Source organism: Bremerella sp. JC817 (assembly GCF_040718835.1).
GTDB lineage: Bacteria > Planctomycetota > Planctomycetia > Pirellulales > Pirellulaceae > Bremerella.
This window is the reverse complement of sequence record NZ_JBFEFG010000281.1, coordinates 152,523-177,864: the sequence shown is the minus strand read 5'-3', so window position 1 is coordinate 177,864 and position 25,342 is coordinate 152,523. Positions and strand designations below refer to the sequence as shown.

Genomic DNA, 25,342 nt, shown 5'->3' with positions numbered 1-25,342 from the left:
GTTACGAAGCGGCTCCGGCCGACTCCGAGCGGCGGTCGACAATCCATGCCAGCCACGATGGCATCGCGGCGACGGTCATTTCCACAATCAACAGCACAATTACCACGATGATCAACCATTGCCACCACGCATGGCCAGAGCCGGGCAGGGCGGAACCTGCGGCGAGCGTTTGGCCTGCCTTCCACTGATACTGGGGTGGCAGGTTCAACGCAGTGAAGCTTGCTTCGTCAAGTCGTTCGAGTTGCGATTCCCAGGCGGTTGGTGTCGCGCTGATCGGAATCTGGAAGGTAGCGTTCGCATCAGCCATATCGCTAGCAGGATCCGAGGCACGGCGATCCGACAGCCAATAGACGCCAGCCGATTCGAGGTTGTCGATCAGCACGCCACGCGTCTCTTCATTCAGGAAGCGAGGCGAAACGGAACTGACGAGGCCACTGTCTGGGGCTTCCAGGTGAATGTTGGAATCGCCCACGCCAGGGGGTAGAGGTAGCAGTGCGTTCTCGCCGACATCGAAGTTGAATCGCTGGAACGTCGATGCCAGTTGGTTTCGCAGCACGCGGTCAAAAATCAGCACGGCATTGGTACTGGGCAAGGTCGACCACTGCGGACTGACGCCAGAGCTAAAGAAAGCAATCCGCCCGGAACCGATGCGACGCTCGACGACGAAGTCGACACCGTTGTCAAACTGAGCGATCGTACTGGCAGGCATCGCGGTGGCCGCCAGCGTTTCGCCGCTTTCACTGGCGGTGATCGTCGCGACCGGAGGCGTCCAGGTCAGCCACTTTTCTTCGGCGGGAAGTGCCGGAGCATTTGTCTTGTTGGCTTGCTCCGTTTCGTTCGGATCGGTTGGGACGATCGTCTTGAAGAAGAGAGCATCGGTATAGAGATCGATCAACTGGGTTTCTTCCAAGTCGGCCAGGCGGAAGTAGGAATGGTCGAGCAGGCCTTTCGAGGAAATCCGGAAGGGCTGAAGGTCATCGGTCACGTTGTTCAAGCTTTGACCGATCGGGTCGGCGGCCAAAGGCTTCGGCAAGATGCCTTCGCCCTGCAGCCAGGCCACATCGTTCCAGGCCTGAGGGTCAAAGCTGCCACCGGCGGCAATCGCCAGTTGCCCGCCCTGATCGACGTACGAGCGAAGCATCGTGACCAGTTCGACCGACGGGGCTTCGATTCCAGCGACCACAGTCAGCCGGGCATCTCGCAATGCGGCGCGTAGTGCTTCGCCAGTGGCCTCTCGCTGCGAAAGGTGGATTGGTTGAATCAGGTGTGGTTCGTTCCGCTGCGAATCGGTTTGCGGGCAGAGAAGCTGCCGCAAGATCCAAGTCTCGCCAATGCGGCCGAGGGCAGGCGATTCTTCGGCATCGCTCCACTGGTCGATGAAGACGACCGGAGTCGACGCGACCAAAGGCACAACCAGCCAACGCGAGTCGTCCGCTGGCAACGCATCGCCTGTTAGATGAACCGAAAGCGGAATCGACGAGGCTCGCGTAGGGTCGACTTCCATCGGATCGAAGACATAGTCAAAGGCCAACGTGCGGACCGAGTCCCCTTCTGGGAAATCGATGAACTTCGTTTCGACTTCATTGTCGCGAACCTGAAAGGTAACGGCGACGTTGGCTCGCGGTTGAGCCCCACGATAACGGACCCTGGCGACCAGCCGCGAAGGCATCCCAATCTCGGCCAGGCCATCAGGCAGACCGAATTCTTCCACCCAAGCATTGTCGGGGGCTGGCGTTTCGTTGCCGACCAGGATCACCGGCATCTCTTCTTCCGGCGGATTGCCCCGGGCAAGTCGTTGCCACTGGGCCGCCTGCTGGTCGCCAAAGATCACCACGTAAGGGGAGAGCGAAGGTGTTTGCTCGGCGAGGCGACGGGCTTGATTCAAGGCATGCGCCAACTGCCCTGGGGCGTCGGTCGCCGTGATCTTGTCGAGCGCGTCGGCGGCGTCGGTTCGCGAAGTGAAAGGATCGGTCAAGCGGCGCGACTGGCTTCCGCAGAGAGCCAAGACGGAGATCTGGCTGGAGGCAGGGAGCTTGTCGAGGAAGTCGCGGGCCTGAGTTTTCGAGGCGTCGAGTGTTGAACCTGAGATCGACTCGAGCGAGTTGCTCATGCTGTTGTCGATCACCAGAATCGCATGAGGCGGCTTCGAGGTGCCTGGTAATGCGGTGTCGCTGGAGGCTGAAAAGTAAGGTCGTGCCAGGGCGAGACCGAACAGCAACAAAGCGAGGGCGCGAAGCAGCATCAGCAACATATCGCGGATTCGCAGAAGCCGCCGATTGGACTGCATCGCTTCCAACAGGAAGTCCATCGCCGCCCAGTGAATGGTGCGGTAGCGATTGCGATTCATCAAGTGAATCAACGCAGGCCCAGCCATCATGACGGCGCCGGCGATCGCAAAACCAGAGGCTACAAAGACAGGAAACATGCTGCTGACGTCTATATTCCGAAAGGGTTATCGAACACCATCTTGCTGAAACGATTCGATTCGACCTTCCTGCAAGATCGGAAGATAGCGATTCGGCATCGCCAGAATGAAGCAGCCGACCGCCGTTCCATACAGGTCGCCTGGCTTGCCACCGACATGCGCTCCGGCGTGCCAGTGACCATGTTCGCGAGGGTTTTCAGGTCGCACGACTTGTGAAGCGACCACCGCATCACGAAGCGTCGGGTACGATCGCTTCCAGTCTTCGCCACCGGATTGATAGAGTGCCTGACCGACATAGTAGAGGGTATAGGCATCGAACGGCAGACGGCCGTTATTCTTGTTGGTTTTCTCTTTCAACTTGGCGATCTCGGCATGGATGACTTCCATGTTCTTGGCAATTCGCCAGTCGTCGTATTGGCCGAACTCTTGCAGGCAAACGACCCCGGCCGCCGCCATTGCCAGCGACGCTTTGCCGCCATGACGCGTGTAGGTGAACTGGCCAGGGTATTTCATCTGCTCGGCTTCGGAAGCATCGCGCGAGACGCCCTCGGGACTGTAATGTTCGCGAACACTACCGATTGCCAGGTCGACGACTTCCGGAGCGACTTCAATGCCGGTATCCATCGCACTTCGCAGCGCTTTGGCCTGCATCACAGCGAGGCTTAGGTCGTGTCCAGAATCACGACGAACAGCGCGATAGTCCCAGCCACCATCTTCAGCCTGAGTGAAGGCGATTAGTTTTAACGCGCGGTCGAGAACCTGGTTGATGCGGCCATCGTTGGTCATTCCATGGGCTTGCCCCAGAACGAACGTCGTCAGGCCATGGTTATACATGTCGCGCTGCGCATCGGCGACATTCAATAAACCAGAAGGGCGGGGACTGGAAAGGATCTTGTTGAGAGCACGTTCCAGAGGTTGTCCGAATTCGCCCCGACCAGGGGCGTGACCATCCGCCATGAAGGCCAAGGCCCCCATGCCAACCAGGCCGAGATCGTCCGATTCCCAGTCACCGTTGGGCCCCTGATTTTCTGCCAACCAGGTAAGCCCACGTTGTAATGCTTTTTCACTCTCGGGAGTGACTTCCCACTCGCCTTCTGCCAAGGCATTCGAGGCATACGCCCACGAAAGTGGCAATAGCAGCAGACAGATGGTCCAACGAGAAAAGTGCATGGCCGGGTACGAAAAGTTAGGGTTTGGCAGTAGGAACAAACGTTGGCCGTTACCAATGGAAATTAGCCGTACCAAGCGTCATCTCTACCAGCCTATGCCCCGGCAAGGCCGGTTCGTTACACGAAAAAAAGCTCAACTGGCATTTTTGATCGGAAAAGTGATTTCCGGCGTTTTCCGATCGAAAGAATCGTGAAAAGGCTTATTCCAAGACCATTAGCTTGCGCTCGTCCTTTTCACGGTTTTCCATGGCCCAGAGGTACCATTTGCCGTCGGCGTAGAACAGAGGTCCGGCGGCCGGATCCTCTTTGGACGGGACCTCGTACGTTTGCAACGCGGTCTCCTCGCCGCTGGTCAGGTTGGTCTGGATGACCTGGACTGATGCCGGGGCATCTTTGGCCGTTGGCTCGACGTAGACCAGGCTGACAATCCCATCCGGGATGAGGTGCCACGACAGCACGCCATCAGGACGCAGGACCTCGTGGAGCGGTTCTCCTGATTGCATCGACAATACGACCCAGCGATCGGGGGTTTCAACCAGCAGTTGATTGTCGAGCGTCCGCCGAACGGACCGCACATCGGACGCAGGATAAGTCCAGTTCAAGTCCCCGGTCGCGATGTCGAAGCATTCCATCCGCAAGATGCCCGCATGGAACGCGGCCGCTTGGTCACCCACGACGACGATATCGCTGAGCCGCTGCTTCGCCCAGCGATCGTCGATCTTTTGCGGGAACGTCAACTGCTTGCGAACCCACTGAAGGTGGCCGGAGATATCGCACGAAGCAAGCACGCCGCCCAGGTCGACCAGCAACTGTTCGCGGTGCAGCACAATGTTGCCCACACCCCGATCAAACCAGGTATCACGAATGCGGAACAGCGGATGGCTGTCGAGAATCTCGCCGGTGGTCAAATCGACACGGGATAAACGAACCGCGTAGGTCGACTGAGAAACTTCCTTCAGCGTGACCAGTAGTGCCCGACCTTGCACCGAAACAGGATCGGTGGCCAGTACCAGTTGGCCGTCGAGGTTGGTTGCCCAACGCTGTTCGCCTGTGTAGCGATCGAGACCATACAGCGCGAAACCTTTTTCATGCAGCATGCGACAGACGATCAGATCGCCCACAATCATTGGCTTAGTTTGCGTGAACGGGAAGTCATGCGCCTTGCCACGGTCCTTGTCTTTTTCCGATTGCTTCCAAACCTCTTTGCCATTCGCCAGATCAAGCTTCCATAACTCGAACCGGTTGCTGACCAGGGCGAAGTTGCCATCCAAGGTGAAGCTGAGGTAACGGGCCCGCCAATCAACTTTGCGATCGCGAATCGATGTTGGAGGCTTTTCTTTTTCTCGACCCCACTGGGCTCGCAACACAATCGGGGTGTCCCGCAGCGTGCCAGATGCCTTCCACGGACCAGCTTCCGGCGACTTGGTGGCCGTCGGTGTCGGTTGGTTGTCAGACTGCGCCGAAACACGAAGCATGCTCGTTTCGTCCACCAGCGTCGTGGCGGACAGTTTCGAGGAACCGAGCACCACTTCGCCTTGCGGTTCGGTCGAAGCATCAATCGGGGCATGCCCCAGCATCAGCAGCCGGGCATCGATTTCCCCTTTGAGCGAGCCCTGAGCCGAACGACCAGCCTTCATGTAATGCTGCAGCGAGGTGGCGAAGTCACCAGCGGCGGTCGCTTGATCGCCGAGCCAGAGATGTGCCTGGGCGGCGGCTTGGGTGTCGAAGAACTGGAGCGTGACCAGTTCGACCACCTGGCGATCGCCACGCTGGATGGCCGAGTTGACGCGAAGCTGCGCGAGGTCGGCGTTCTCTTTCTCCATCTGTTCGCGAAGCGGCTGGTGGTTTTGCACCGCCATTTGAATGGCCGCCGGAACCGAGAAGAGGTGGTTGGGGTCGCTGCCAGAAGGTGCCAACCCTTCCGCAGCCGACTCCGGAATTTGCGTGATCAAGCGACACGCGTCGGCAATCGCTCCGCTTTCCAGGGCGGCGTTCAATTCGGCACTGATGTTGTAGGCCTCTTTGCTGAGGTCTTCGACCAGCATCGAAGTCGAGCGCCCTTCGGTCAGGTATTCCTGGGCGATCCCGGAGCGGCCTGAGTAACGCGACGCGATCCCACCACCCCAGTTGATGATTGGGAAATCGCGGCGAACCTTGGCTGGCTCGTAGCTGTAATAGTGTCGCAGCGTTTCGCTGTCGTTCAGAATGTCGTCCCAGCGTTGTTGCTGGATCGCGGCCAAGATCTCGGCATTGAAGCAGTCCTGGGCGAAGTAGCCCATCGGATCGCGATTCATCGAAGGCAGGTTCAGCAGTTCACGGCGGAATGCGGCGTAGTCTTGGCGATCTTCGGTGAAGAGCTGCTGGGCGAACAGTTCATCGAGCCGATCGGTACACCATGTGATGAAACGCTTCTCGTGATAATCGAGCGGCCAGGTACGCGTCAGCAAAAGCATCTCGGCCAGGATCTGCTTCTTCTGGCTCGTCGACGTCGCGGCGGCCAAGGCTTCCTCACAAAGGTCGGTCATGTGATCGAGCGAAGCGCTGGTGCCGCTATAACGACGCAGACGCGTTGCCAGGTCGGCCGGAACCTTCGTGCCATCTTCCAGCGTGAACGGTTCCTCTGGATACGGAGACTCGCCGAGTTGTTTCCAGGGAATCTGATCGACCTGCTTCCAATGCTCCGGAGAGAACAAGTGGTTGAGGCCAGGAAGTTCGCGAACGACCAGCTTCTGCAGGGTCGGACGATGTTCGCCATCGACCTTCGCCACCGAGAAACCTACCTGGTTGTAGACGCCTTTGGTATCGTTGTCTTCGCTTGACATCAAAGCCCAATGGAGGCCATCGAGACTGATCCAACCACGGATCTGGCTGCCACCCACCAGCAGTCGTACCCAGACGTTGTCGGCGACTTCGGTCGAAGGGTGTTCCAGGGGATTGCGGTCGACTTCGTGGTTGCTATCGAAGACGTACGAGAACCGCGCGAAGCGTTTACCGGTCCGACGATTTCGGCTGAAGACGACGCCATCTTGCGGCTGCGGGACTTCCGCTTCTTTGCCTTCCTCTGGCGGTTTGGCAGGCTGAGCGAGAAACACGCTGGCGGCGTGATCGAGGTTCGACAGCTTCAGGTCGACCATCCGCAGGCCGTGACCTGGGAGCGGCAGGGTTGCCCAGCTATGGTTCTGGGGATTGTTGGCGACCAGCGATACCGAACCGTCGCCGTTCTTTTCCAGCGTCGTCCCTTCGGCCAGCTTCGATTGCCATGGCAAATCAGCCGGTCGATCGGTTTCGTATTGGATCGGATAGTCGGCTGCGACCCGGGGAAGATCGCCGACCGGCCAGAGATTCATCTGCCGAACTATCGATTCCCCCTCGAAATAAATCCGATCTGGGGAATAGGGCAGGGGCGTACGGATGACTTCGACGTCTCCTTTGTAGAAAACTAATTCTTTAGTGGAGTCGTCAAAGTAGAAGGCGACCGGACCGAAGTGCCGGGCCGGACCGCGGTGTTCGCGATAGCCATCGTTCGCTTGCAGCAGCAGATTGATCGGCTGGATCCCATCTTCGCCTGCCTGCATGGCATAGGCGTACCAAGGGGAGTAATCGTGCTGATGTTTGACGATCGTTACGCCAGTGTCGCCGGCGTAGAAGTGGAAGCGGACACGATGCAGATCGGAAAGCTGGAAACGAAGGGCCGACGATTCGGGCAACGTGCCTCGCAGGCGAAACCAGCCTTTCATGCGTAGCTGGGGACGATCACCATCGCGGAATTCTTCGATGTTGGAAGGGAGTTTGTCCGAGGCCTTGGTGAACCAGGTTTCAAACTGGGTGCGATTCAGCGAGTCGCGCCGATCGGAATCGGGCAGGGCGGTCAGATGGGCGAAGCTAATTGGTTCGACGTCGCGCGGCGTTAGGGTTACGAGTTCGTCGCTGCCATCGGCGTCGGCGACGTCCATCGGAGCCGAAGGCTCGGTCGCGGCGGCGTTATTGGGCATCGGCTCTTGGGAAGATGCCGGGGCAGCAGGCGTCGGGGGCTGAGAAGGTTCCGGTTTCGCTTTGGTGTCGGTCGGTTCTTCTGTGGAAGCTTCCGGTTTGGTGGGCTCCGGCGTGTTTTGCGCGGTGTCGGGAACCGTCGTACCCCGGTTCCACGGATAGAAAGCAGCGAGGCTAATCACCAACAATAAAGCGAGTGCCAGTCCGAACCCGAGGCCCCATCGCGAGGTCGATGCCTGATGCTGCTTACGGGCCAACACCTTCTGCACGAACTGGTCTGGCGTATCGCCAGAGGCACCCAGGACGTCGACCAGGTGATGCTCCATCTGCAGACGCTCGGCGAGCGCATCACGCAGCGGCGCCGACTCGGATAAGCGAGCGCGCAGGGTTTGGATTTGCTCTAAGGTGAGTTCCTCGATCGGGCTTTCTTGAATTAGCTCGATCAGTTGCGTGTCATTCATCCGAGGCGATCCGCGACTTTCGGGTAACGCATTCTTTGAGAGCCTGACGAGCTCGGAAGACCAGCAGTTTGACAGCGCCTTCGCTGCGTCGCATTTTCTCGGCGATCTGGGCCATCCGAAGTCGGGCGAAGTAGTGCATCTTCAACGCTTCGTGGGCCGAGTGCCCCAGCGAGTCCATGCAGGAATGAAGCCAACCATGGACGATGCGATAGTCAGAGCTGTCGTCCTGGGTCAGCGAATCGAGCTCGAGGCAAAGTTCCGTCCATTCGACTTCTTTCCGGCGACGGTTGCGGCGGATGTGTTCGCGCAGAACATTCCGGGCCACGCCGAGCAGCCAGGGGCGTACCGGCACATCGCCACGAAAACGGACCTTACCCGCCAGGCAGCGAAGAAAGACTTCCTGGCAAAGATCGTCGGCGTCGGTCGGGTCGACCATCCGGGAACGCAGGTAACCGAAGACGAACCCTTGTTGCCGCTGCACAAACGCGCCGAGCGCTTCACGGTCGTTCGACTGCAAAGCTTGAATCAGCAAAGCATCTTCTTCCGCGGCCTGCCGTCGGTCGTATTCGACAAAGGCGGATTGAGCATGCGACGCGACTTCTTGTGCGTCGGTTGCCGTCTTTGTTGCGGAAGGGGGTAAGGCCATTGCGGAGCTCGGTGGGAAAAGTGCAGGCGAAGACCGAAGTACCGATCGCACCTAATGATATAAGAAGGGTGCCAAATTCCGCAAATGAATCGCCGAATTCTTCCTTGGCAGTCTGGGCATAAAAAAACGGAGTCACCCCAGTGGGTGACTCCGCTTCGCTGTTTGCAGCTATCAAGTCGCCTAAGCGATTAGACCAGGTCGGCCCAACCTTCGCGGTACTTCGGCTTGATAATGTCAGCCACTTCTGGAGCGTTGGTGGCCTTCAGGTTCTTGGCATCCCATTCGATGACCTTACCCTTGCCCGATTCGCCCGTAGTCCAAACCGACAGGTTACCCAGCAGGATGGTTTCGGTCAGCGGACCGGCGTAGTTCGGGAAGTTCGACATCGGTTCTGGACCGCCGTTGATACCGTCGACAAATTCCTTGAAGTGACCTGGGGAGCGCGGAATGCTTTCCTCTGGACCCTTGTAGTCTTTGAACTTGTCTTCTGGCAGCAAGCTGAACTTGGCACCGTAATCGTTTGGCGAGTAGATTTTGCCGCCGTCACCGATCAACAGGCTACCGCTGGTCGACAGCTTGCCGTCGTTCAGTGGCAGGTCTTTGGTCAGTTCCGGTGGTGGCAACTTGCCGCCGTCGTACCAGTACATGGTGACTGGGGCGCGACCGGCGAGTTCTGGGAACTCGAACTTGATCACCGACCACTTTGGATAGGTCTGACCGTTGTGGCCGGACGATTCGGCTTCGACCGACGATGGGTCACGTAGGTTCAATGCCATGTAGGCCATGTTGAACGTATGGCAAGCCATATCGCCCAAGGCACCGGTACCGAAGTCCCACCAACCACGCCACTTGAACGGGTGATAGGCGTCGGCGTATTCACGGTAAGGGGCTGGGCCGATGAACATTTCCCAATCCAGGGTTTCTGGAACTGGTTGTGGTTCTGGCTTGGCCACACCTTGTGGCCAGACAGGACGGTTGGTCCAAACGTGAACTTCATTCACGGTACCAATGCCGCCACCCTGGATGATTTCAGCAGCGCGACGAACGCCACGTTCTGCCGTACCCTGGTTGCCCATCTGGGTCACGACCTTGTTCTCCTTGGCGATTTCGCCCAGGCGACGTGCTTCCCAGATGCTGTGGGTCAAAGGCTTCTGCGTGAAGCAGTGCTTGCCCATCTTCATGGCCATGGCGGTGGCCGGAGCGTGCGAGTGGTCAGGCGTGCTGACGGTAACCGCGTCGATCTTGTCGCCCATTTCGTTGAGCATTTCTCGGTAGTCAGTGTACTGCTTCGCGTCCGAGTAACGGGCGCCAGCCGATTCGAGGCGATCGCGGTCGATATCACAGATGGCGACCATGTTGCCTGCGCGAGCAGCGTCGTTCGAGTCACTCGAACCCTTACCGCCGACACCGATACTGGCAAAGTTGATCTTTTCATTCGGCGACTTCGTTTCTTGGGCTTGAACACCAGCGGTTGCCCAGAAGCCAGCACCCGCGGCAGCGGTCAGCTTCATGAAGTTACGACGATTCTCGCGAGAACTCATGTACAAAATCTCCTCGTTGATTTGCAAACGCGTACCTTATTTCGGGCCTGATAGCTCAATAAAGAAATACAAAGCGAGAGGGCACCGAGAGGTATTGTTAAGCGAAATAGGGATGGGCGAGATGGGGACGGGTGACGGCAGGAAGCAGTCAAAATCGACTACGCCGGTTCTGATAGAACAGGCCCCTTATAAGCCGCCTAAGGTTTCAACTTAGCGGTTAGGCGGGCCTTATGCAATCAATCCCGACGCAAAAATTCAGGATAATCCGCCTATTTTCCAATGCAAAATCGGGAGAATATCACGTCCAGAAGGTCATCTGTATAGACCGCACCGACCACTTCGGCCAGTTGCGAGATAGCGAAACGAATCTCAGAGGCGATCAGTTCCTCGGAATGATATCCCGAGATACCATTCAAGGAGGTGGTGAGAGCCCCCAAGGTCGCTTCGATGGCACTTAAGCAGCGGACCGCCGTCGCCGGGACCAGCTCACTACTGCTGACTTCCAAGTCGGCCAATCGTTCTAAGATGGCAATTTGTAGGGATTTCACGCCGCTGAGAGTTATTGCGCTGGTCGTTAGCGCCGCGAATGAAGCGTCGGCATCGGGAATAGAATCCCCCTTCGTGGCGACCACCAGCAGCCGATCAGCCGTCATTCGCAATTGAAGCTGACGCGCCGCCTCCGAGAGCCCCGAAGTTACGTCTACACAAAGTAAACCGAGGTCGCAATCGTCAGTGGCAAATCGGGTTTGGGCCTCCATAAATTTTCCCAGCAGATCGCTATCGGCGACTGTTTCGTGGCCTGCCGTATCGATCAACTCCAGGTCGATTCCATGCCAATGCACCCGTTTCGAGATGAAATCGCGAGTCGTGCCTGCCACCGGCGAGATAATCGCGTCGTCGCTTTCGGTCAACGCATTGAACAGACTACTCTTGCCGGCGTTAGGTAGCCCCAGCAAAACAACCTTGGAGACTGCTTGCCCGAAGGTTCGGTTTTGAATCTGATCCCGGAGTTGGCTGAGCGAATCATAGATCGACGTCACCCGCTGATGGAGCTCTTCGTGGGTGATGAATTCGATATCTTCTTCCACGAAGTCGAGCCCTGCCTCGAGCAAGGCGAGCAGTTCAATCAGTTCGTCCCGCGCCGATTGCAGGGGACCTGACAATCCACCGGAGAGCTGCTTCAACGCCGATTGGAAACGCTGTTCTCCCTGGGCGTCGATCACGCCGAGCACCGCTTCGGCCTGGGTAAGATCGAGTCGCCCTGCCAGAAAGGCCCGCATCGTGAATTCGCCTGGCTGGGCCAATCGAGCGCCTGCGGCACGTAGCTGCCGTAAAATTTCGTCCGCAATCGGACGGCTGCCAGGCAAGTGCATTTCGACCTGCGGTTGCCGGGTATAGCTTCGCGACGTGGGCCAGATCCAGAAGTCGGCCGGCATCGTTCGGCCTTCTGGCAAGTAGACTTCTTGCGTGACGACTTGGGCCCGAACGATCTCGGTGGCGTCGGGCGTCGTGGTGACGCTCATGGCGAGTTGCACGGAATCAGGCCCGCTCAACCGCACGATCGATCTCGCCCCAATACCAGGTGCGGACGAGATCGCGACAATCGTTTGCTCTAAATCGAATGCCATGTGCCGGAGAGAACTCCTCGGTCAGACCCGGCTTAGCGCTTCTTCTTGCTTTGCCGAATGCGAGGCTGCTTGATGTCCTCTTTCTTCGCTTCGATCACCGTTGGAATGTTCTTCGGCTTCGGCAACAGCTTCCGCTCGACGATGCCCCAGATGCTGGAGGTGATGAAGTAGATACAGAGTCCGGAGGGAACCTTGAAGAACATGATCCCCATGAAGATCATCATGAACGTCATGATTCGCTGCTGGACCTCTTGTTGTTCGTCCTGTGGTGGCGGCATGAACAACTTCTGCTGCACCAGGAACAACGCCACAGTTACCAGCGGCAGAATGTTCAAGTAAGGACCGAGGCTCAGGAAGCCGGTTGGACGCGAAATGAATTCGGGCATCCAATCGCCCCAGTAAAGCAACTGGTCCGGCGCAGCCAGGTTCGAGCACCACGAGATCCCAGGGATCAGCGGTGCTTGTCGCAATTGGAAGTCGACCGCCAACGCACGGTACAGCCCCAGGAAGATTGGCAACTGGATGAACATCATCAAGCAGCCGCCAACTGGGTTGAAGTTATGCTTCTTGAACAGATCCTGCTGAGCCTTCAATCGGCCTTCTGGATCGTCCTTGTACTGGTCGCTGATGCGCTTGATTTCAGGAGCCAAGGCGGCCTGAATCTGCATGTTCTTGGCTTGCTTGCGACTAATCGGATGCATCGCACCACGCACGGCCAATGTCAGCACGATGATCGCCAGGCCATAGTTGCCCAGCACCGCGTAAAGACCGTGCAGAACCTGTAGCAGCAGCCACGATACGGCACTGAACCAGCCGTAGTATTCGACATTGCCCAGACCGTAGTGCTGCAGCACGCTGGTCTCTTTAGGACCGGCGAAGATGCGGAACTTCTGCGTAACCGTTTGGCCGGCACCCAGTGGATAGGCCTGGCTTTGCAGCAGGAACGAACAGTCGGTCTTCGGTTCGTAAGCTTCGTTGATCGGAGCGATCGGTGCCCCGGCAGCCTTCGACATCTGGAACTTCGGATCGCTTCCTTCGTAATCGAGCAGCAGCGAGCAGTTGAAGTATTGAGCGTCGACACCGGCGTACTTGGTCTTGTCGGTGCTGCCCGCAGCCATCAGCGGTGTCCAAGGATCGGCACCTTCTTTTTGGGCCTGATCGACAAGGCTGTGCACGGTGAAGAGGGTAAATTTGCCCGTGTCGAGCGATTCCCAAGTCACGTCACGGATACCTGCGGTACCCCAGCCTCGGCTGATCTTGTGGGCGTACCACCAGCCTTCCAGCGGCAAGCCGGTCGGACCGAACTGACGGTAAGCAACCGGAAGGCTGTCTTCCGATTCGTTGTGCAGTTCCAACTGGTACTGAATATCGAAGCCTTCAACCGACTTCTGTTCTTCGGTTACTTTCGGTAACGAGAACTTCTTCACCAGACGCAGCTTGCGGTTTTCGCCCAACTGCTTCAAGTCGCTGGGGAACAGCGTCATCTCAAGGTGGACTTCGCTTTCCGAGACCTGGGTCACCTTCCAGTTGCTGTCGATCAGCGAAGGAAGGCCTTTGATTTCCTTCAGTCCATCGCGCGACGACAGAGCACCGACCTGAGCCAGCGAGGTCAAGAATGCGGGCGGATGATCGACAACCTTCGGCAGCCCGTCGGGGCCATCGATGGTGGAGGTATCGGGCTTGATCACTTCGATCGGATGCTTTCGCAACTGGATCGCAAAGGTTACTTTCGTCGCGGCCGCATCCCCGTCACCAGGACGATCGACAACGACTTCGATCTCTTGACCAGGTCGCGTCTTCTTCAGCGCTTCGCGGAAGGTAGCGATATCGGTGACCGAGTTGCCTTCGACCGAAACAATCTGATCGCCAGGCTTCAGGCCATTGGCTACACCTTCGGTCTTCGAGGTTGCTTCGGCAGCGGGAGTGCCAGGCCCCACGACATGGATTTTGACACCCTTGCCATCGGTTTCGTCGAAGGCGAGCTGGCCGAGATAGCCGCCATCGTCATCGTGTTCGTAGCTTTGGAAGCTGGGATTGCTCAGTTCGACTCGGTGAATCGAGCCCCCGCGTGAATCGACCGTCACCAGCATGCGATAGCCCGATTCGGGATCGATCGAGCCGAGCGTGGCGAAGGTTCGGTCGTAGACGACCTTATCTTCTTCCACATCCTCGGCACCTTCGCCTGGTTTGTTGTCGGCAGGCGTGTTCGCTTTTTCGTCGAACTCGACGATCTCTTCTTGATCGAGCTCCGGTTTCGGTTCCGGAGGATTCATTCGATTAAAAAGGTTGAACGTCAGCAGCAGCGAAGCGGCAAGCAGAAGAAACGTAATGTGGCGCCGTTCCACGAGCGAAGGTCCTTGGGAAATCGATAATTTGCGGGGTAAACATGGCCGGGCATGCCGCCAGATTGTGGCACTGTCGCCCAGACACCTGCCAGGCGGCCGGCCGCTTCTATTACCCATGGATTGGGGGAAGCGAATCAATCCGCCCCATTCTCACCTTTGAGGCCGAGTTTGGAAACGCCACAACTCTTCTTCGAGAGGATAACGACCATATTTGCCAGAAATCGGGAGAGTTAGGCAATTTATCGCGGAATGTTACGCGTTCAAACGCCTCTCCGGAAGGTACTGGCCCCAAATTTCCCACAAACCGAACCCTGCGGCCGGATACGTTCCCGGCACGAAAAAAGGCACCTGACCGCCAGATATTCGGAGGTCAGGTGCCTTGAATGAGCTCATTTCGTCGGCGCGGGGCTGGCTGCGGCTTAGAACTCGCCGACCACCTGGCCGTCCGAGCGATCGGATATCCGACGGTAGATGTTGATGTCAATCGTTTCTGGCAGGAAGCGCACTGAAGCATCCGACATCGAGATCATGATCCCGCCGGGGTGGGTGCTGTTGTTGATCCAGTCGTGTCCCCAGTTTGCCGACGAGCGACCAATCAGGTATGTTGCCGAACCGCCGCCGAAGGATAGCACGTCGTGACCATACACGCCGGAGTGCCAACTTGCGGCGTTCCCCACGTAGCGACCACCGATCCAGATGCCGGCTTTGAAATTGCAGACCGATCCGCCGCAGTTTAATTGGCTGGCGGAATCTTCCTTGCCACCACTTTCGGCGACGAGGATTGTATTGGTGGTCCCGTCGGTGATATCTCGCATATGAATTTCCGAAGAGGTCCAGAAGACCCCCTTCTTGTCATTCGCTGCGTAGGTACCGGCGTTGCCTTTATAGTTGCATTTGGCGTAACCACCACGCTTGTTGTTGATCATCGGAAGAGGATCAGACGGGCAGGCGTAGGCATTGATCGCGATCTTCGAGGCGTCGATCGGGTCGTTCGCCGACCCATCATGGTTCTTATCCATCCAGTGATGACCGAAGTTGCCGGTCTGCGTTTGGACGGAGTCGTAGAGGGCATTCTGCTCGACGAAAGGCAAGATCAAAGCAGACCACGCCAAACCATTGGCATTCTGAGCGGCCGTTTGCGAGTTGCCATCGATGAACGCCGGATCGGTATCGACCAGGCCAGGAGGGAAGACGTTAAAGGTGTCGTGATAGTTGTGCATCGCCAGGCCGATCTGCTTCATGTTGTTCGAGCAGCTCATGCGGCGGGCAGCTTCGCGGGCCTGTTGCACGGCGGGAAGTAGCAGTGCGATCAGGACGCCAATAATCGCGATCACGACCAACAACTCCACCAACGTGAAGCCGTGGCGATCGCCAGCGGTCTTTTGGTTCCGAAGCGACATGGAACGGTCCTTAGAAAAGGGAAAATAGATTTTGATGAAAAGAGAGGTAGGCCAGCCCCGAAGGAGCTGAGCTTAAATTAGCTGCGTGGGTGTTGTTTCGAGTTTTCAAACCACATGCGATAAGAAATTCCGGCCTGGGGCGACCGAAATTTCTGGCATGCAGTGGGGCATGACTTGGAAATTACTTCGAGGTCAGTTCGAAGTTCTGGACTGGGTTGTCCTTGCTGACATTTCGGGTCAGGGTCGTCTTGCTGTTGTATTTGGCTGGAATCGGATCGCGGTAGTTCGGTGCTGGTGGACCTTCGAGAACCGTTTCGATGCGGACTTTGTTTTCGCCCACTTCGGCGCCCTTGGCTCCGTCACGAAAGTTAAGTTCATAGTGCCCTTCCGCATCGGTCTGACCAAAGGCGACCTGTCCGTTGGACGACTCGAACGAAACCGACGCATTTGCCAACGGTTTGCCGTCGAGGGTGACCGTGCCGGTGACTGGGGCGAGTTCCGGCAAGTCGGAAGGAGCGGAGTTACAGCCGGAAACGGCTAGAATTCCAACGAAAGTCATCAGGAGGGAGGCAAGGCGAGGCGAACGCATGGGGGCACCTAGAGGAACGAAAAATTCAAATTTAATAGATAAGCTTTACTATTGCGAAGGATAAGGAGGCGAATTCCACTTGTAAACCTTTCCGAAGGGGGGATTTCGCCAATATCTACCAAAATCTTGGCAGTTTAGTACGGCCCATAGGCGGTAAAGGGCACATATTGCCTTACATGTGCCCCTTTAGAGGTGCGTGCAGAGCGTGGGTGATCACTACCTGCCATGTCAGATCGGGCAGGTCGTTAATAGATCCCGTTGTGATTGGTGCGGCGGTCTGGGCTGATGCCTCGGCCGGCAGACGAGTCTTGGTAGGCGGCGCGAAGGTTGTCGATGTCTTCCTTGGTGACCTGGGCGTTGGTTCGGATCTTACTGGCGATGACCCAGGCCGCCTTCCAGGTATCGTGGGCGTCGAAGTCTTTCCAACTGCTGGGCCAGGTGCTGCCGCGTACTTTCTGCAGATAGACCATCTGCACGACGTAGGCGAAGCATTCCTCTTGGATCATGCCGGTGTAAACACCTTGGCTGCGCCGGTAGTCGAAGCTGGCGTGGACCGCTTCATGCACGATCATGCTTCGGTCGACGGCACTTTCGCCGAGCGTCGAAAGAATCATCGTGTCGGTTTCCGGGACATATTCCGCAGCATGGGGATGACTTCGTTGGAGGCGAACATCGATCCGGCGGACGTTCACCAGGTAGCCAATCTTGGCGAAGTCATGCGCGCTCATCGACAGCCCGAGGCCAGCCAAGGAGACATGCATGCCTTTGACGGAGGATGAATTGAGCGTCCGGCTCACCAGCAGCCAGGCATCTTCGTCCTCGGAAGTAGGCGGCGTCCACGATGCTGGCGGAATATAGACGTATTGCTTCTGCGTACAGGGCTTGCCGAAGTCGTAGTTCTTGCCGTCTTTGGTCGTGCGGCGGCATCCGACCAAATGATGAAGGCACCAGTTCACTTCGTCCGCATTGCGGGTCTGGAAGTTGTAGACAATTAGATCCCAGGGGTCCGAGCGTCCATGGACAGCGGCCAAGATCCACCAATCGTCGGCATCGGTCACTTCGACCTTCTTTTGATACCCTTTGGGTGGCCAAACCGGATCAAGTGCCGGCTTCTTCAAATATGGTGCCATCGCGGCGTTCCCCTTGTGCATGATGCGGTTGCCTTGCTGCTGGGGTTATCGCCATGGGGAAACCATGGTTGCGTAGATTCTGCGAGAAGTTGCCAGGCCGATGGCAAGCAGGAAGATAGCTAATTCACGACGAAAGGCCCACGGAAGCGATCCGCAGGCCTGTGGTTTGTAACCAGAGTTGGGTACTCGAAGCGATCACTTCGCGGCGACTTCTGGCAGTTGCTCTTTCACGCTCTGGATGACCGTCGGGATATCGGTGCAGTGAACTTCGATCCCCAAGCCAAGGGCCATGTAGTAGTCGTTCACGCCGCGGCCGGGCCAGCAGCTGACGATCATGCCGTTCTTGTGGGCCTCTTCGATGGCGGCACGCGATGTCCCTTCGATCCGGCAGGCCATGCGATTGGTACCCAGCTCTTTGGCACGTTCGATGAACTCGGTCGAGCAAGGCTTACTGGCGATCAACATGAAAGGAGCTTTCGCATCGATCTCGTGGATCGCCTTCAAGGGGCGTTCGTCGAACGAGGTGAAGACATAGGTCGAGTCGGCGGGCTGCTGAGCCGTCGCTGCCTTGTGAAGCTTCTGGCAATACTCGGCGATTCGGCCGTCTGGATACAGCTTCTTATTCTTGGTCTTCATTTCCAGTTCGAGGTAAACGTCTGGCTTATCGGCGAAGAACTCGAGCAACTCGTCGAGGTACAGCAGCTTTTGGCCTTTCTTGGTCACGACTTCTGCCAGTTCGGCAACGGTCTTCTCTTCGACGGGGCCGGTGGCCTGGTGAGTGCGATCGAGGCTGTCATCATGCAGCACGACCAGCACGCCATCTTTGGTCATGCGAATGTCCGTTTCGTAGCCACGAATACCGCGCTCGTAACACGCACGGAAACCTTCCATGGTGTTCTCTTCGTATTCGTAGGCACCGCCACGATGGGCAACAATGATGGGGCCTTGGTCGGCGGCCGACAGCGAGGTGATGCTGGTCAAACAGCAGGCAGCGAACAGCAGTACCGCGAGAGGGAAGCGTTGGTGGGGCATGATTCATCCTGCAATCGGAAGGGAGGGGGAGGCAACTTTGTTGCTTTCGCGGTTATCGTAGAAACTTCCCCGGCCGTTTGCCAGACACCGGCTTCAAGTTTGCGCAGGGAAGATCGCGAGCCCTCGATCGACGTGCGCTTCAAGAAGATTCATTTTGCGGAGAAGAGAGAAATGACGGTCGGAGCGATGACTGGCGTACCTCACAGGTCTGGAAAAACCTATAGCTAAAGTCACTCTTCGACCGGAGAGGAGCGTCGTAAAGTTCGTGTTAATTGTCGCTAGGCGACTCGATTGCACGCCTTACTTCGTCGGTGCTACGGCCGGGACGTTCTCGAACAATTGCGAGAGTTCGTCGGGGGTTAAAGCCCGATCGAAGATCGCGAGTTCATCGATTCGGCCATGCCAATAGCCAGGGTTGCGATCGTCGGGCTGACTGCAGTCGTGGCTCAGCTTGGCACCAATCGCCATCGACGGAGGCCCATTGGTTGCCAGCCCATCGCAGCGAGCCGAGGCGACTTCGAACGCATTGCGATAGAGCCGCACGTTCTGGCCATCCGCCACGAACGCCACATGCTGCCATTGCCCCAGGGGCAGCGGTTGGTACTCGCGCAACTTGATGACGTTGGCATCTTTATCACGAACTTGGACTTCGAGGTCACCGGTGTAGTCGTGCAGACCGAAGTGAAACTGTCCGCCGATGCCGTAAGGGTTGTTGTTCTCGTCGAATTCAATGGACCAATGCTTGGCAATCGCAGCCCAGCGTGGTCGGCTGTTGGCTTTCACCCACGCGCACACGGTGATCGCCCCTTTTTCGACCGGCACGTAACGTGGCACCTTGGCATAGGCGCCGGCGTAAGGTCCCTCCAGGTAAAGCGAGCTGCCGATGCGGCCTGGTTTGAAAGGAGGATTGATCATGTGATCGGCCAACAGAATGCCGTCCGATTGGTTCGGGCCTTGATCGGCGAGAATCACACCATCTACCGAAGGAGCCATGCGATACAGCGAGACCGGGTTCAATTTGTCAATCAATTGTTGATAGGCCTCATCACCTTCAGGCGTCTCGTTGAGGTGCCGGAAGAAACGATCCATCGCAATGTCGATGCCTTCCGGAATACCGCTAGTCCCGAGGACCCGTGTTGCCTGGTTGGCATTCAGTTGCACTCGTTCCTGATCGACTGGGGCTAGTTTCGGAGCCACTTTCACCTCGCCGCTGAAGACGTGGACTTCGCTGGTCTGGTTGGGCAGCACATCGACGGCGAACTCGGTTCCGAAGTCGGTCAAATCGATCGAAGGGGTCTCGACCGAAAAGCCAATCCCTTCGGGCGAGACACTCGCCGACAAACGCCCGCGATGCATGATCATTTTCATGTCGCTTACGATTTCAAAATCGGCCGGCGACTCGATCAGCACTTCGACATTGTTGCGAAACTTTACTTCCGCGAAGCCATCACTCAAGCGGTAATGTCCGCTGCGAAGTGAATCACCCTGGCGAAGATTGGTCGGCAAGTCCTCCGCAAAGAGCCGTGCTCCGCGACCGGTAACAAACGTGGCGAAGATTGTGCGCTCGGTCCAGGGAACTCGTGGCGGCTGGATCGCATCAGGAACGTCAGGCGTCGATGGTTCGACTTGGACGACTGTTGCTTGTTGCCGTAGGGCCAGGTAAACGCTCGAGCCCAACGTCAGCATGCACAACACACTCGCCGCCAAGGCAAAGCGTTGCCACCAGCGAAGTGCTTGAAGCCGATTGGTGTTTTGTTCCGTGGGAAGCTGTTCGGAAAGCATCGGATCGAAGTCAACCTCCGGCAGTACGCCATGTTCCCAGGCCAGCATGGCGTGGGCCTGGCAATACTCGGCGTAAAGCTGTTGCGCATCGCGATCGTCGCGCAGCAGTTCAGTCAGGCGATCTCGCTGGGAATCCGAGAGGTGATCGTCGAGTAGCAGATTGATCAGATCGGTTAGTTCTTGTTGCTTCTGCGAATCCATGGCTTAGGCATTCTCCGATAAACCAGCTCGGACGCAACGAATCAGATTCTCACGAGCTCGAAAAAGAATCTGTTTGACAGCGTTTACTTTTCGCTGCGTTTCTTCCGCGATCAATTCCAGTGTGGCACCTCGGCGGTAGCGCCGTTGAATCACATCTCGTTGTCGTTCGTTCAACTTCTGAATGCAGTCCCGCATCAGGCGTTGCCGCACGAGAAACGTCTGATCACTTTCCGACGCGACATGGGCGATCTCGGACAACATGTCGTCGTCGAAGATCAATTTTTCTCGCTGCTGCCGTTTGCGATGGGCCAAAACCTGATAATAGGCAATACGAAACGACCAGGCGACGAAGTTCGTCCCCAGGTCGAATTCGTTGGCGCTTCGCCACAAAACCACGTTCGTCTGCTGCAACACATCGTCTGCTTCGTTGCGGTCGAAGACCAGCGAGAGGATGTATGCGTATAGGCGGCTTTGGTGCGAAGTCAGGAGCTGAATAAATTCCGCGGAATCGGTCATGGCGATTCCTGCACTTGGGCCGGCATTCGAAGGATCAAATCGCTTACTTGGATTGAAGGTCGAGCTGGATGTTGTTGCTGCCCTCGGTCACCGTCGCGGTTAGACCTGACGTGCGAACCGTTTCGTACTTCTGCGGAACGACATAGGTCTTCTTGCCCATTGTTTGTCGCGACGAAGACTCGGGCGTGGGGGCGACAATCGCTTTCCGTACCGTGACCTGGTACTGTCCGGGCGTCGTTCCGCTGCCGACTTCGACCTGGTTTTCTTCCGGGGGATTTAACACTGTGAGGTTAAACTTTCCGGCATTGTCCGTAAATCCAGAGGCTGCCAGGCCCTCGCCATTCTCGGCGGGAATGAACTCGACGGTGGCCCCGTCGACCGTTTGACCATCCAGGGTAACGACCCCTTCGACCAGTTGTGTGTTGAGGTTATTGCTACTGCCACAGCCGACCAGGCCGGCGAGCAGAACCAGAAGACTCGTGCGAAGAAGGTATCGAGACATGTGCGCACCATGGGTTGAGGGAGAGGTAGGATCGCCTCGGCTCCCCTGCCGAGGCGAGGATAAACTGGCAGGTTATGAACTAAGGGATTTTGGCAACTTCACCACCGGAGCTCGTTCCAAGGGCACCCCAGACACCACGAAGCGAAGCACCAGCGTAGGCCTGCGGATTCGAGGAAAGAATGTCCGACTCGGCTGCGGTCAGATTGCCGGTGTCGATCGTTTCGGGAATGAACTTCACCGCACCATCGGCAAAGACGACGTTCACGCCGCCTGGGTGGTAGCTGCTGGCGGTCATCAGTTCGTGATCGATCGTTCCGCCGCTGTCGTTGGAGCACGAAGGAGAGTTCGGCGGAAGGACGACGTGCCACTGGGTGAAGACCGTATGGGCATCCGACCAACGCCAGCCGGGCAGTTCGTTATCGCCACGGGTATAGACCGAACCAGTCAGCGAGCCGTTGGGACCTTTGCGGGCAGCACACACACTTGGGGCGGCACCGTTGCTGTGACCGACACTGTTAGCAACGTTTTGGCCGATCTTGGTGCTGTTCGGCACGCCGATTCGCATCTCCGAGATCATCATCGTGTTGCTCGAGCCATCGGTCAGGCTGCTGAACTTTTTGGTCACGCGGTACTGGTTGCCAAACACGCCGCGACATTCCCACCAATCCCAGTTGTTCCAATAGTCACCACGATTGACGTGGTAGCTGTTGCGGCCTTGGTCGTTGGCCCCTTTGCTGCCGTTGCCATCGGATGGGCAGAGAATGGTTGGAATCTGGTTTCGCAGCAGCGTGGTGCCGTTCCAGGGATACTCCGACCCGACGTGCGTCGACGTCAATTGATCGTACATGGCTTGTTGTTCGATGAACGGAAGCAATACGGTCAGGTAGCTCCAGCGGCCACGGTCGTCGTGGTGATATTCGTCTGGATTGGTACGAGTTCGATCGGCGAAGGCATCTTGGTGCGATCCGCCAGGAAACTTGCCAAAGGTATCGTGGAAGTTATGGCAGGCGAGGCCTAGCTGCTTCAATTGGTTGGTGCACTGCATGCGGCGAGCAGCTTCGCGCGCTTGCTGAACGGCGGGCAAGAGCAGGGCGATCAACACACCAATGATGGCGATCACCACCAGTAGCTCGACCAACGTAAAACCAAAACGATTGGGTCGCAAACGCTTGAACGTATGCATGGATGAGGACTCCTTCTCGAGAGAAGTAACGCGTTTCCTGAGGTGGAAAAACGCTAGGAAAAGAGGCTTGAGGTATGGGCGAATAGCGATCGCCGCCAAGGGGTTACGGAATTTTGCCAGGAATCCGCGAAAATCTTCGCCGAGCCAAGGATTACCTTAGAGGCGGCGTTAAGGTCGGAGGGAAGAACCTCCGGCAAGAGTTGTGGCGAGAGCAATGTTTAGGGAGGGGAAGCGGCCTTAGTGCCCTTCAAAGAGTCGCTCGCCCTGGCCGTCGTCTAGGTCGTCGATGCCTCGAATTTTGTCGGCCGTGATATTTTGATCGTAATCAACGCGGCGGAACGTGACCGACTTCTCGTCGACGATTACATAACAGCTGCGTGGGTCGCCATCGCGTGGCTGGCCAACACTGCCAACGTTGATCATCGCTTTCTCGCCATTGAAATAATAGGTCGAGTCCTCGAAGTCTTTCGGGCTGACAAACTGGGCCGATTCGTAAAACACGCCTGGAACGTGGGTGTGTCCCTGGAAGCAGACGTTCGGAATCAGCGAGAAGATCTTCTCGAGCTTCTTCGGATTGTAGATATCTTCCGGGAAGACATACTCGCTCAGCGGATTGCGGGCCGAGCCATGGACGAACAAGCGTCGTTCTTCCTGATGGGTGCGAGGCAGTCCGCAGAGGAAATGCCAGCGGCTGAGTGCCTCTTCCTGCGTTCCGCCGGTTTCCAATTGGCGACGGGTCCAGAAGATTGCCTGTTCTGCACCTTGGCTGAAACCTTCGGGGTCGAAGAGGGCTGCTTGATCGTGATTGCCCAGGATGCAGAGATCGAAGTTGCGAACGATGTCGACGCATTCGCGAGGATTCGGACCATACCCGACGACATCGCCCAGGCAATAAATCCGATCGACCTGTTGCGACTCGATATCGGCCAGCACCGCGGTGAGTGCTTCCAGGTTGCCGTGAATGTCGCTGACAACAGCCGTTTTCATCGTGGGCTCGATCTCTTGCAGTGCGGGAGGCGGATAGCCGCGGCGTGGTTGTTAACGACCATCCCGCAGACGGTCACCCAGCATGTTATCTAGCTGAGGTGTGTCGTAAATCTTCTTGGCAGTAACGCTCGAATCGTAGTCGACGCGACGGAACACGACCGACTCGTCGGTCAGGATCACGTAGCAAGCGCGAGGATCGCCATCGCGAGGCTGGCCAACGCTACCGACGTTGAACAACGCTTTCTCGTCGCCAAATCGGTATTCGTGGTCGCACTCGTCCGGGCCAAAGAACTCGAGACTTGGCGTGAAAACACCAGGAATATGCGTGTGACCCTGGAAGCTGAACTTCTCGACGCGGTCGAAAAGGTTTTCCATCTTCCGTTGATTATAGACATCTTCCGGGAAAACGTATTCGTTGGTTGGATCTCGAGGCGAACCATGCACAAACAGACGCGTCGGTTCGACGTGCGTGCGAGGCAGTTCCCCCAGGAAGTCCCAACGTTCGTTCACGGCTGCAGCACCGCCGGTCGAATTGTCGATCTGGTCGCGGGTCCAAAGAATGGCTCGGAAAGCTACCGGATTGAAGCCTTCAGGATCAAACAGAGCGGCTTGATCGTGGTTCCCCAACAGGCACATGGCACATTTGCGTCGCACCATGTCGAGGCATTCGACCGGGTTCGGCCCGTAGCCGATGACGTCGCCCAAGCAATAGATCTCGCTGATCCCTTGCTGTCGAATGTCGTCCAAGACCGCGTTTAAGGCTTCCAAGTTTCCGTGGATGTCGCTGATTAGGGCACGTTTCACGCCCGACTACCTTTCCGAGTCTATGGGTCTGGGGTCGATCTCGCAGCACACGAACGAAAGACTGGCACTTTCGTCACGCCGCGGGTCCGTATCAAGGGAAGCCGTCGCAACCTGATATAGGATATAAATTTAGGTTGAAGGAACCCCACGGTCAAGATAACCCAAAAACAATGACATTGGGCATCTTGGGGCAGACGCGGTGCCTGCCAACTCGAACGGAACGCTGAGTTCGGGTAAGATCGGCCAAATCGTGCGTCTGTCACTACTTCCGTTATGGGGGTAGGCGACTCTCCTCACCCCATTGTTCGTGTCCAGGAATCGAATTCTTGAAGACGCTTGCACTCGATACATCGACTCGGCAAAGTTCGTTGGCTCTTTTTCAAGGCTCCGAACTGCTGCTCGCCCAGTGGCTCGATCCGAACATGCCGACTACGCAGGCCATAACACCCCTGCTGCGGGATATGGTCGCCGAGGTCGGTTGGAAACCAACCGATTTGCAATTGGTGATCGTTTCTCAGGGGCCAGGCTCGTTCACCGGTCTTCGAATCGGCGTGATGACCGCCAAGACGATTGCGTACGTGGCTGGTGCAACGACGGTCGGTGTCAACTCGCTTCGCGCGATCGCAGCGCGCTGCAACGAACAGGTCTCGCGGCTGCACGTGGTCATGGATGCTCAGCGGAACCAGTTCTTCCACGCGATCTACGAATGCAACGACCAGGGCAAGTGCCTGGAAGTACTTGAAACCGAGATCATCGATAAGGAAGCCCTGATGAAGTCGTTGGTCGCTGGCGAATCGATCACCGGCCCAGGGCTCCGCAACAAGCATCAGTTGGTGCCGGAAGGTGTTCGCGTTGTGGACGAGAACTACTGGGCACCCACCGGAGAAGCGGTGGGACGCGTGGGAATCTCCGACTTCCTGGCAGGCCGGTCGGATGACTTCTGGAGCTTGAATCCAAAGTACTATCGCAAGAGTGCCGCCGAAGAAAAGCTCGAGGCCGAAGCGTAAGCTG

The 25,342-nt window shown here is 57.2% G+C and carries 18 protein-coding genes; 1 reads left to right on the top strand and 17 read right to left on the bottom strand.

Annotation, left to right across the window (positions count from 1 at the left end; genetic code table 11):
• Position 1 precedes the first annotated feature (1 nt).
• From AB1L30_RS23800 to AB1L30_RS23720, 17 genes are all read right to left on the bottom strand, one after another.
• The gene (locus AB1L30_RS23800) at positions 2 to 2,425 is read right to left on the bottom strand and encodes a BatA domain-containing protein (RefSeq protein WP_367016678.1); all 2,424 of its coding nucleotides are present in this window, start codon (positions 2,423 to 2,425) and stop codon (positions 2 to 4) included.
• A 27-nt stretch (positions 2,426 to 2,452) separates the two neighbouring features.
• Positions 2,453 to 3,595, bottom strand: a complete 1,143-nt coding sequence (locus AB1L30_RS23795) for a squalene--hopene cyclase (protein ID WP_367016677.1) — start codon at positions 3,593 to 3,595, stop codon at positions 2,453 to 2,455.
• 199 nt (positions 3,596 to 3,794) lie between these two features.
• Positions 3,795 to 8,045, bottom strand: coding sequence for a PQQ-binding-like beta-propeller repeat protein (locus AB1L30_RS23790; RefSeq protein WP_367016676.1), 4,251 nt, complete (start codon positions 8,043 to 8,045; stop codon positions 3,795 to 3,797).
• On the bottom strand, positions 8,038 to 8,691 hold the full coding sequence (locus AB1L30_RS23785) for a sigma-70 family RNA polymerase sigma factor (RefSeq protein WP_367016674.1): 654 nt from the start codon (positions 8,689 to 8,691) through the stop codon (positions 8,038 to 8,040). The genes AB1L30_RS23790 and AB1L30_RS23785 overlap by 8 nt, the downstream gene beginning before the upstream one ends.
• A 188-nt stretch (positions 8,692 to 8,879) precedes the next feature.
• The gene (locus AB1L30_RS23780) at positions 8,880 to 10,232 is read right to left on the bottom strand and encodes a Gfo/Idh/MocA family oxidoreductase (RefSeq protein WP_367016672.1); all 1,353 of its coding nucleotides are present in this window, start codon (positions 10,230 to 10,232) and stop codon (positions 8,880 to 8,882) included.
• A gap of 269 nt (positions 10,233 to 10,501) precedes the next feature.
• Positions 10,502 to 11,860 (bottom strand): GTPase, encoded by a 1,359-nt coding sequence (locus AB1L30_RS23775; RefSeq protein ID WP_367016671.1) that lies wholly within the window; start codon positions 11,858 to 11,860, stop codon positions 10,502 to 10,504.
• A gap of 32 nt (positions 11,861 to 11,892) precedes the next feature.
• Complete coding sequence (locus AB1L30_RS23770; protein ID WP_367016669.1) at positions 11,893 to 14,205, bottom strand: YidC/Oxa1 family insertase periplasmic-domain containing protein; 2,313 nt, start codon at positions 14,203 to 14,205, stop codon at positions 11,893 to 11,895.
• Positions 14,206 to 14,624: 419 nt separating this feature from the next.
• On the bottom strand, positions 14,625 to 15,605 hold the full coding sequence (locus AB1L30_RS23765; RefSeq protein ID WP_367016667.1) for a DUF1559 domain-containing protein: 981 nt from the start codon (positions 15,603 to 15,605) through the stop codon (positions 14,625 to 14,627).
• 181 nt (positions 15,606 to 15,786) lie between these two features.
• Positions 15,787 to 16,194 carry a carboxypeptidase regulatory-like domain-containing protein gene (locus tag AB1L30_RS23760; protein WP_367016666.1) on the bottom strand — a complete coding sequence of 136 codons (408 nt, stop codon included), beginning with the start codon at positions 16,192 to 16,194 and terminating at the stop codon, positions 15,787 to 15,789.
• 245 nt (positions 16,195 to 16,439) lie between these two features.
• On the bottom strand, positions 16,440 to 17,324 hold the full coding sequence (locus AB1L30_RS23755) for a hypothetical protein (RefSeq protein WP_367016664.1): 885 nt from the start codon (positions 17,322 to 17,324) through the stop codon (positions 16,440 to 16,442).
• 195 nt (positions 17,325 to 17,519) lie between these two features.
• Positions 17,520 to 18,356, bottom strand: coding sequence for a glycerophosphodiester phosphodiesterase (locus tag AB1L30_RS23750; RefSeq protein ID WP_367016662.1), 837 nt, complete (start codon positions 18,354 to 18,356; stop codon positions 17,520 to 17,522).
• A gap of 300 nt (positions 18,357 to 18,656) precedes the next feature.
• Entirely contained in the window at positions 18,657 to 20,339 is a 1,683-nt protein-coding gene (locus AB1L30_RS23745; protein WP_367016660.1) for a LamG-like jellyroll fold domain-containing protein, read from the bottom strand.
• Between the two features lie 3 nt (positions 20,340 to 20,342).
• On the bottom strand, positions 20,343 to 20,855 hold the full coding sequence (locus AB1L30_RS23740) for a sigma-70 family RNA polymerase sigma factor (RefSeq protein WP_367016658.1): 513 nt from the start codon (positions 20,853 to 20,855) through the stop codon (positions 20,343 to 20,345).
• Between the two features lie 43 nt (positions 20,856 to 20,898).
• On the bottom strand, positions 20,899 to 21,357 hold the full coding sequence (locus tag AB1L30_RS23735) for a hypothetical protein (protein WP_367016656.1): 459 nt from the start codon (positions 21,355 to 21,357) through the stop codon (positions 20,899 to 20,901).
• 79 nt (positions 21,358 to 21,436) lie between these two features.
• Positions 21,437 to 22,540, bottom strand: coding sequence for a DUF1559 domain-containing protein (locus tag AB1L30_RS23730; protein WP_367016654.1), 1,104 nt, complete (start codon positions 22,538 to 22,540; stop codon positions 21,437 to 21,439).
• A gap of 237 nt (positions 22,541 to 22,777) precedes the next feature.
• Positions 22,778 to 23,527 carry a metallophosphoesterase family protein gene (locus AB1L30_RS23725; RefSeq protein WP_367016652.1) on the bottom strand — a complete coding sequence of 250 codons (750 nt, stop codon included), beginning with the start codon at positions 23,525 to 23,527 and terminating at the stop codon, positions 22,778 to 22,780.
• A 51-nt stretch (positions 23,528 to 23,578) separates the two neighbouring features.
• Positions 23,579 to 24,331 carry a metallophosphoesterase gene (locus AB1L30_RS23720; RefSeq protein ID WP_345093190.1) on the bottom strand — a complete coding sequence of 251 codons (753 nt, stop codon included), beginning with the start codon at positions 24,329 to 24,331 and terminating at the stop codon, positions 23,579 to 23,581.
• A 326-nt stretch (positions 24,332 to 24,657) separates the two neighbouring features.
• Here AB1L30_RS23720 and tsaB point away from each other — a divergent pair, with 326 nt between their 5' ends.
• Positions 24,658 to 25,338, top strand: coding sequence for a tRNA (adenosine(37)-N6)-threonylcarbamoyltransferase complex dimerization subunit type 1 TsaB (gene tsaB, locus AB1L30_RS23715; RefSeq protein WP_367016650.1), 681 nt, complete (start codon positions 24,658 to 24,660; stop codon positions 25,336 to 25,338).
• Positions 25,339 to 25,342 lie beyond the last annotated feature (4 nt).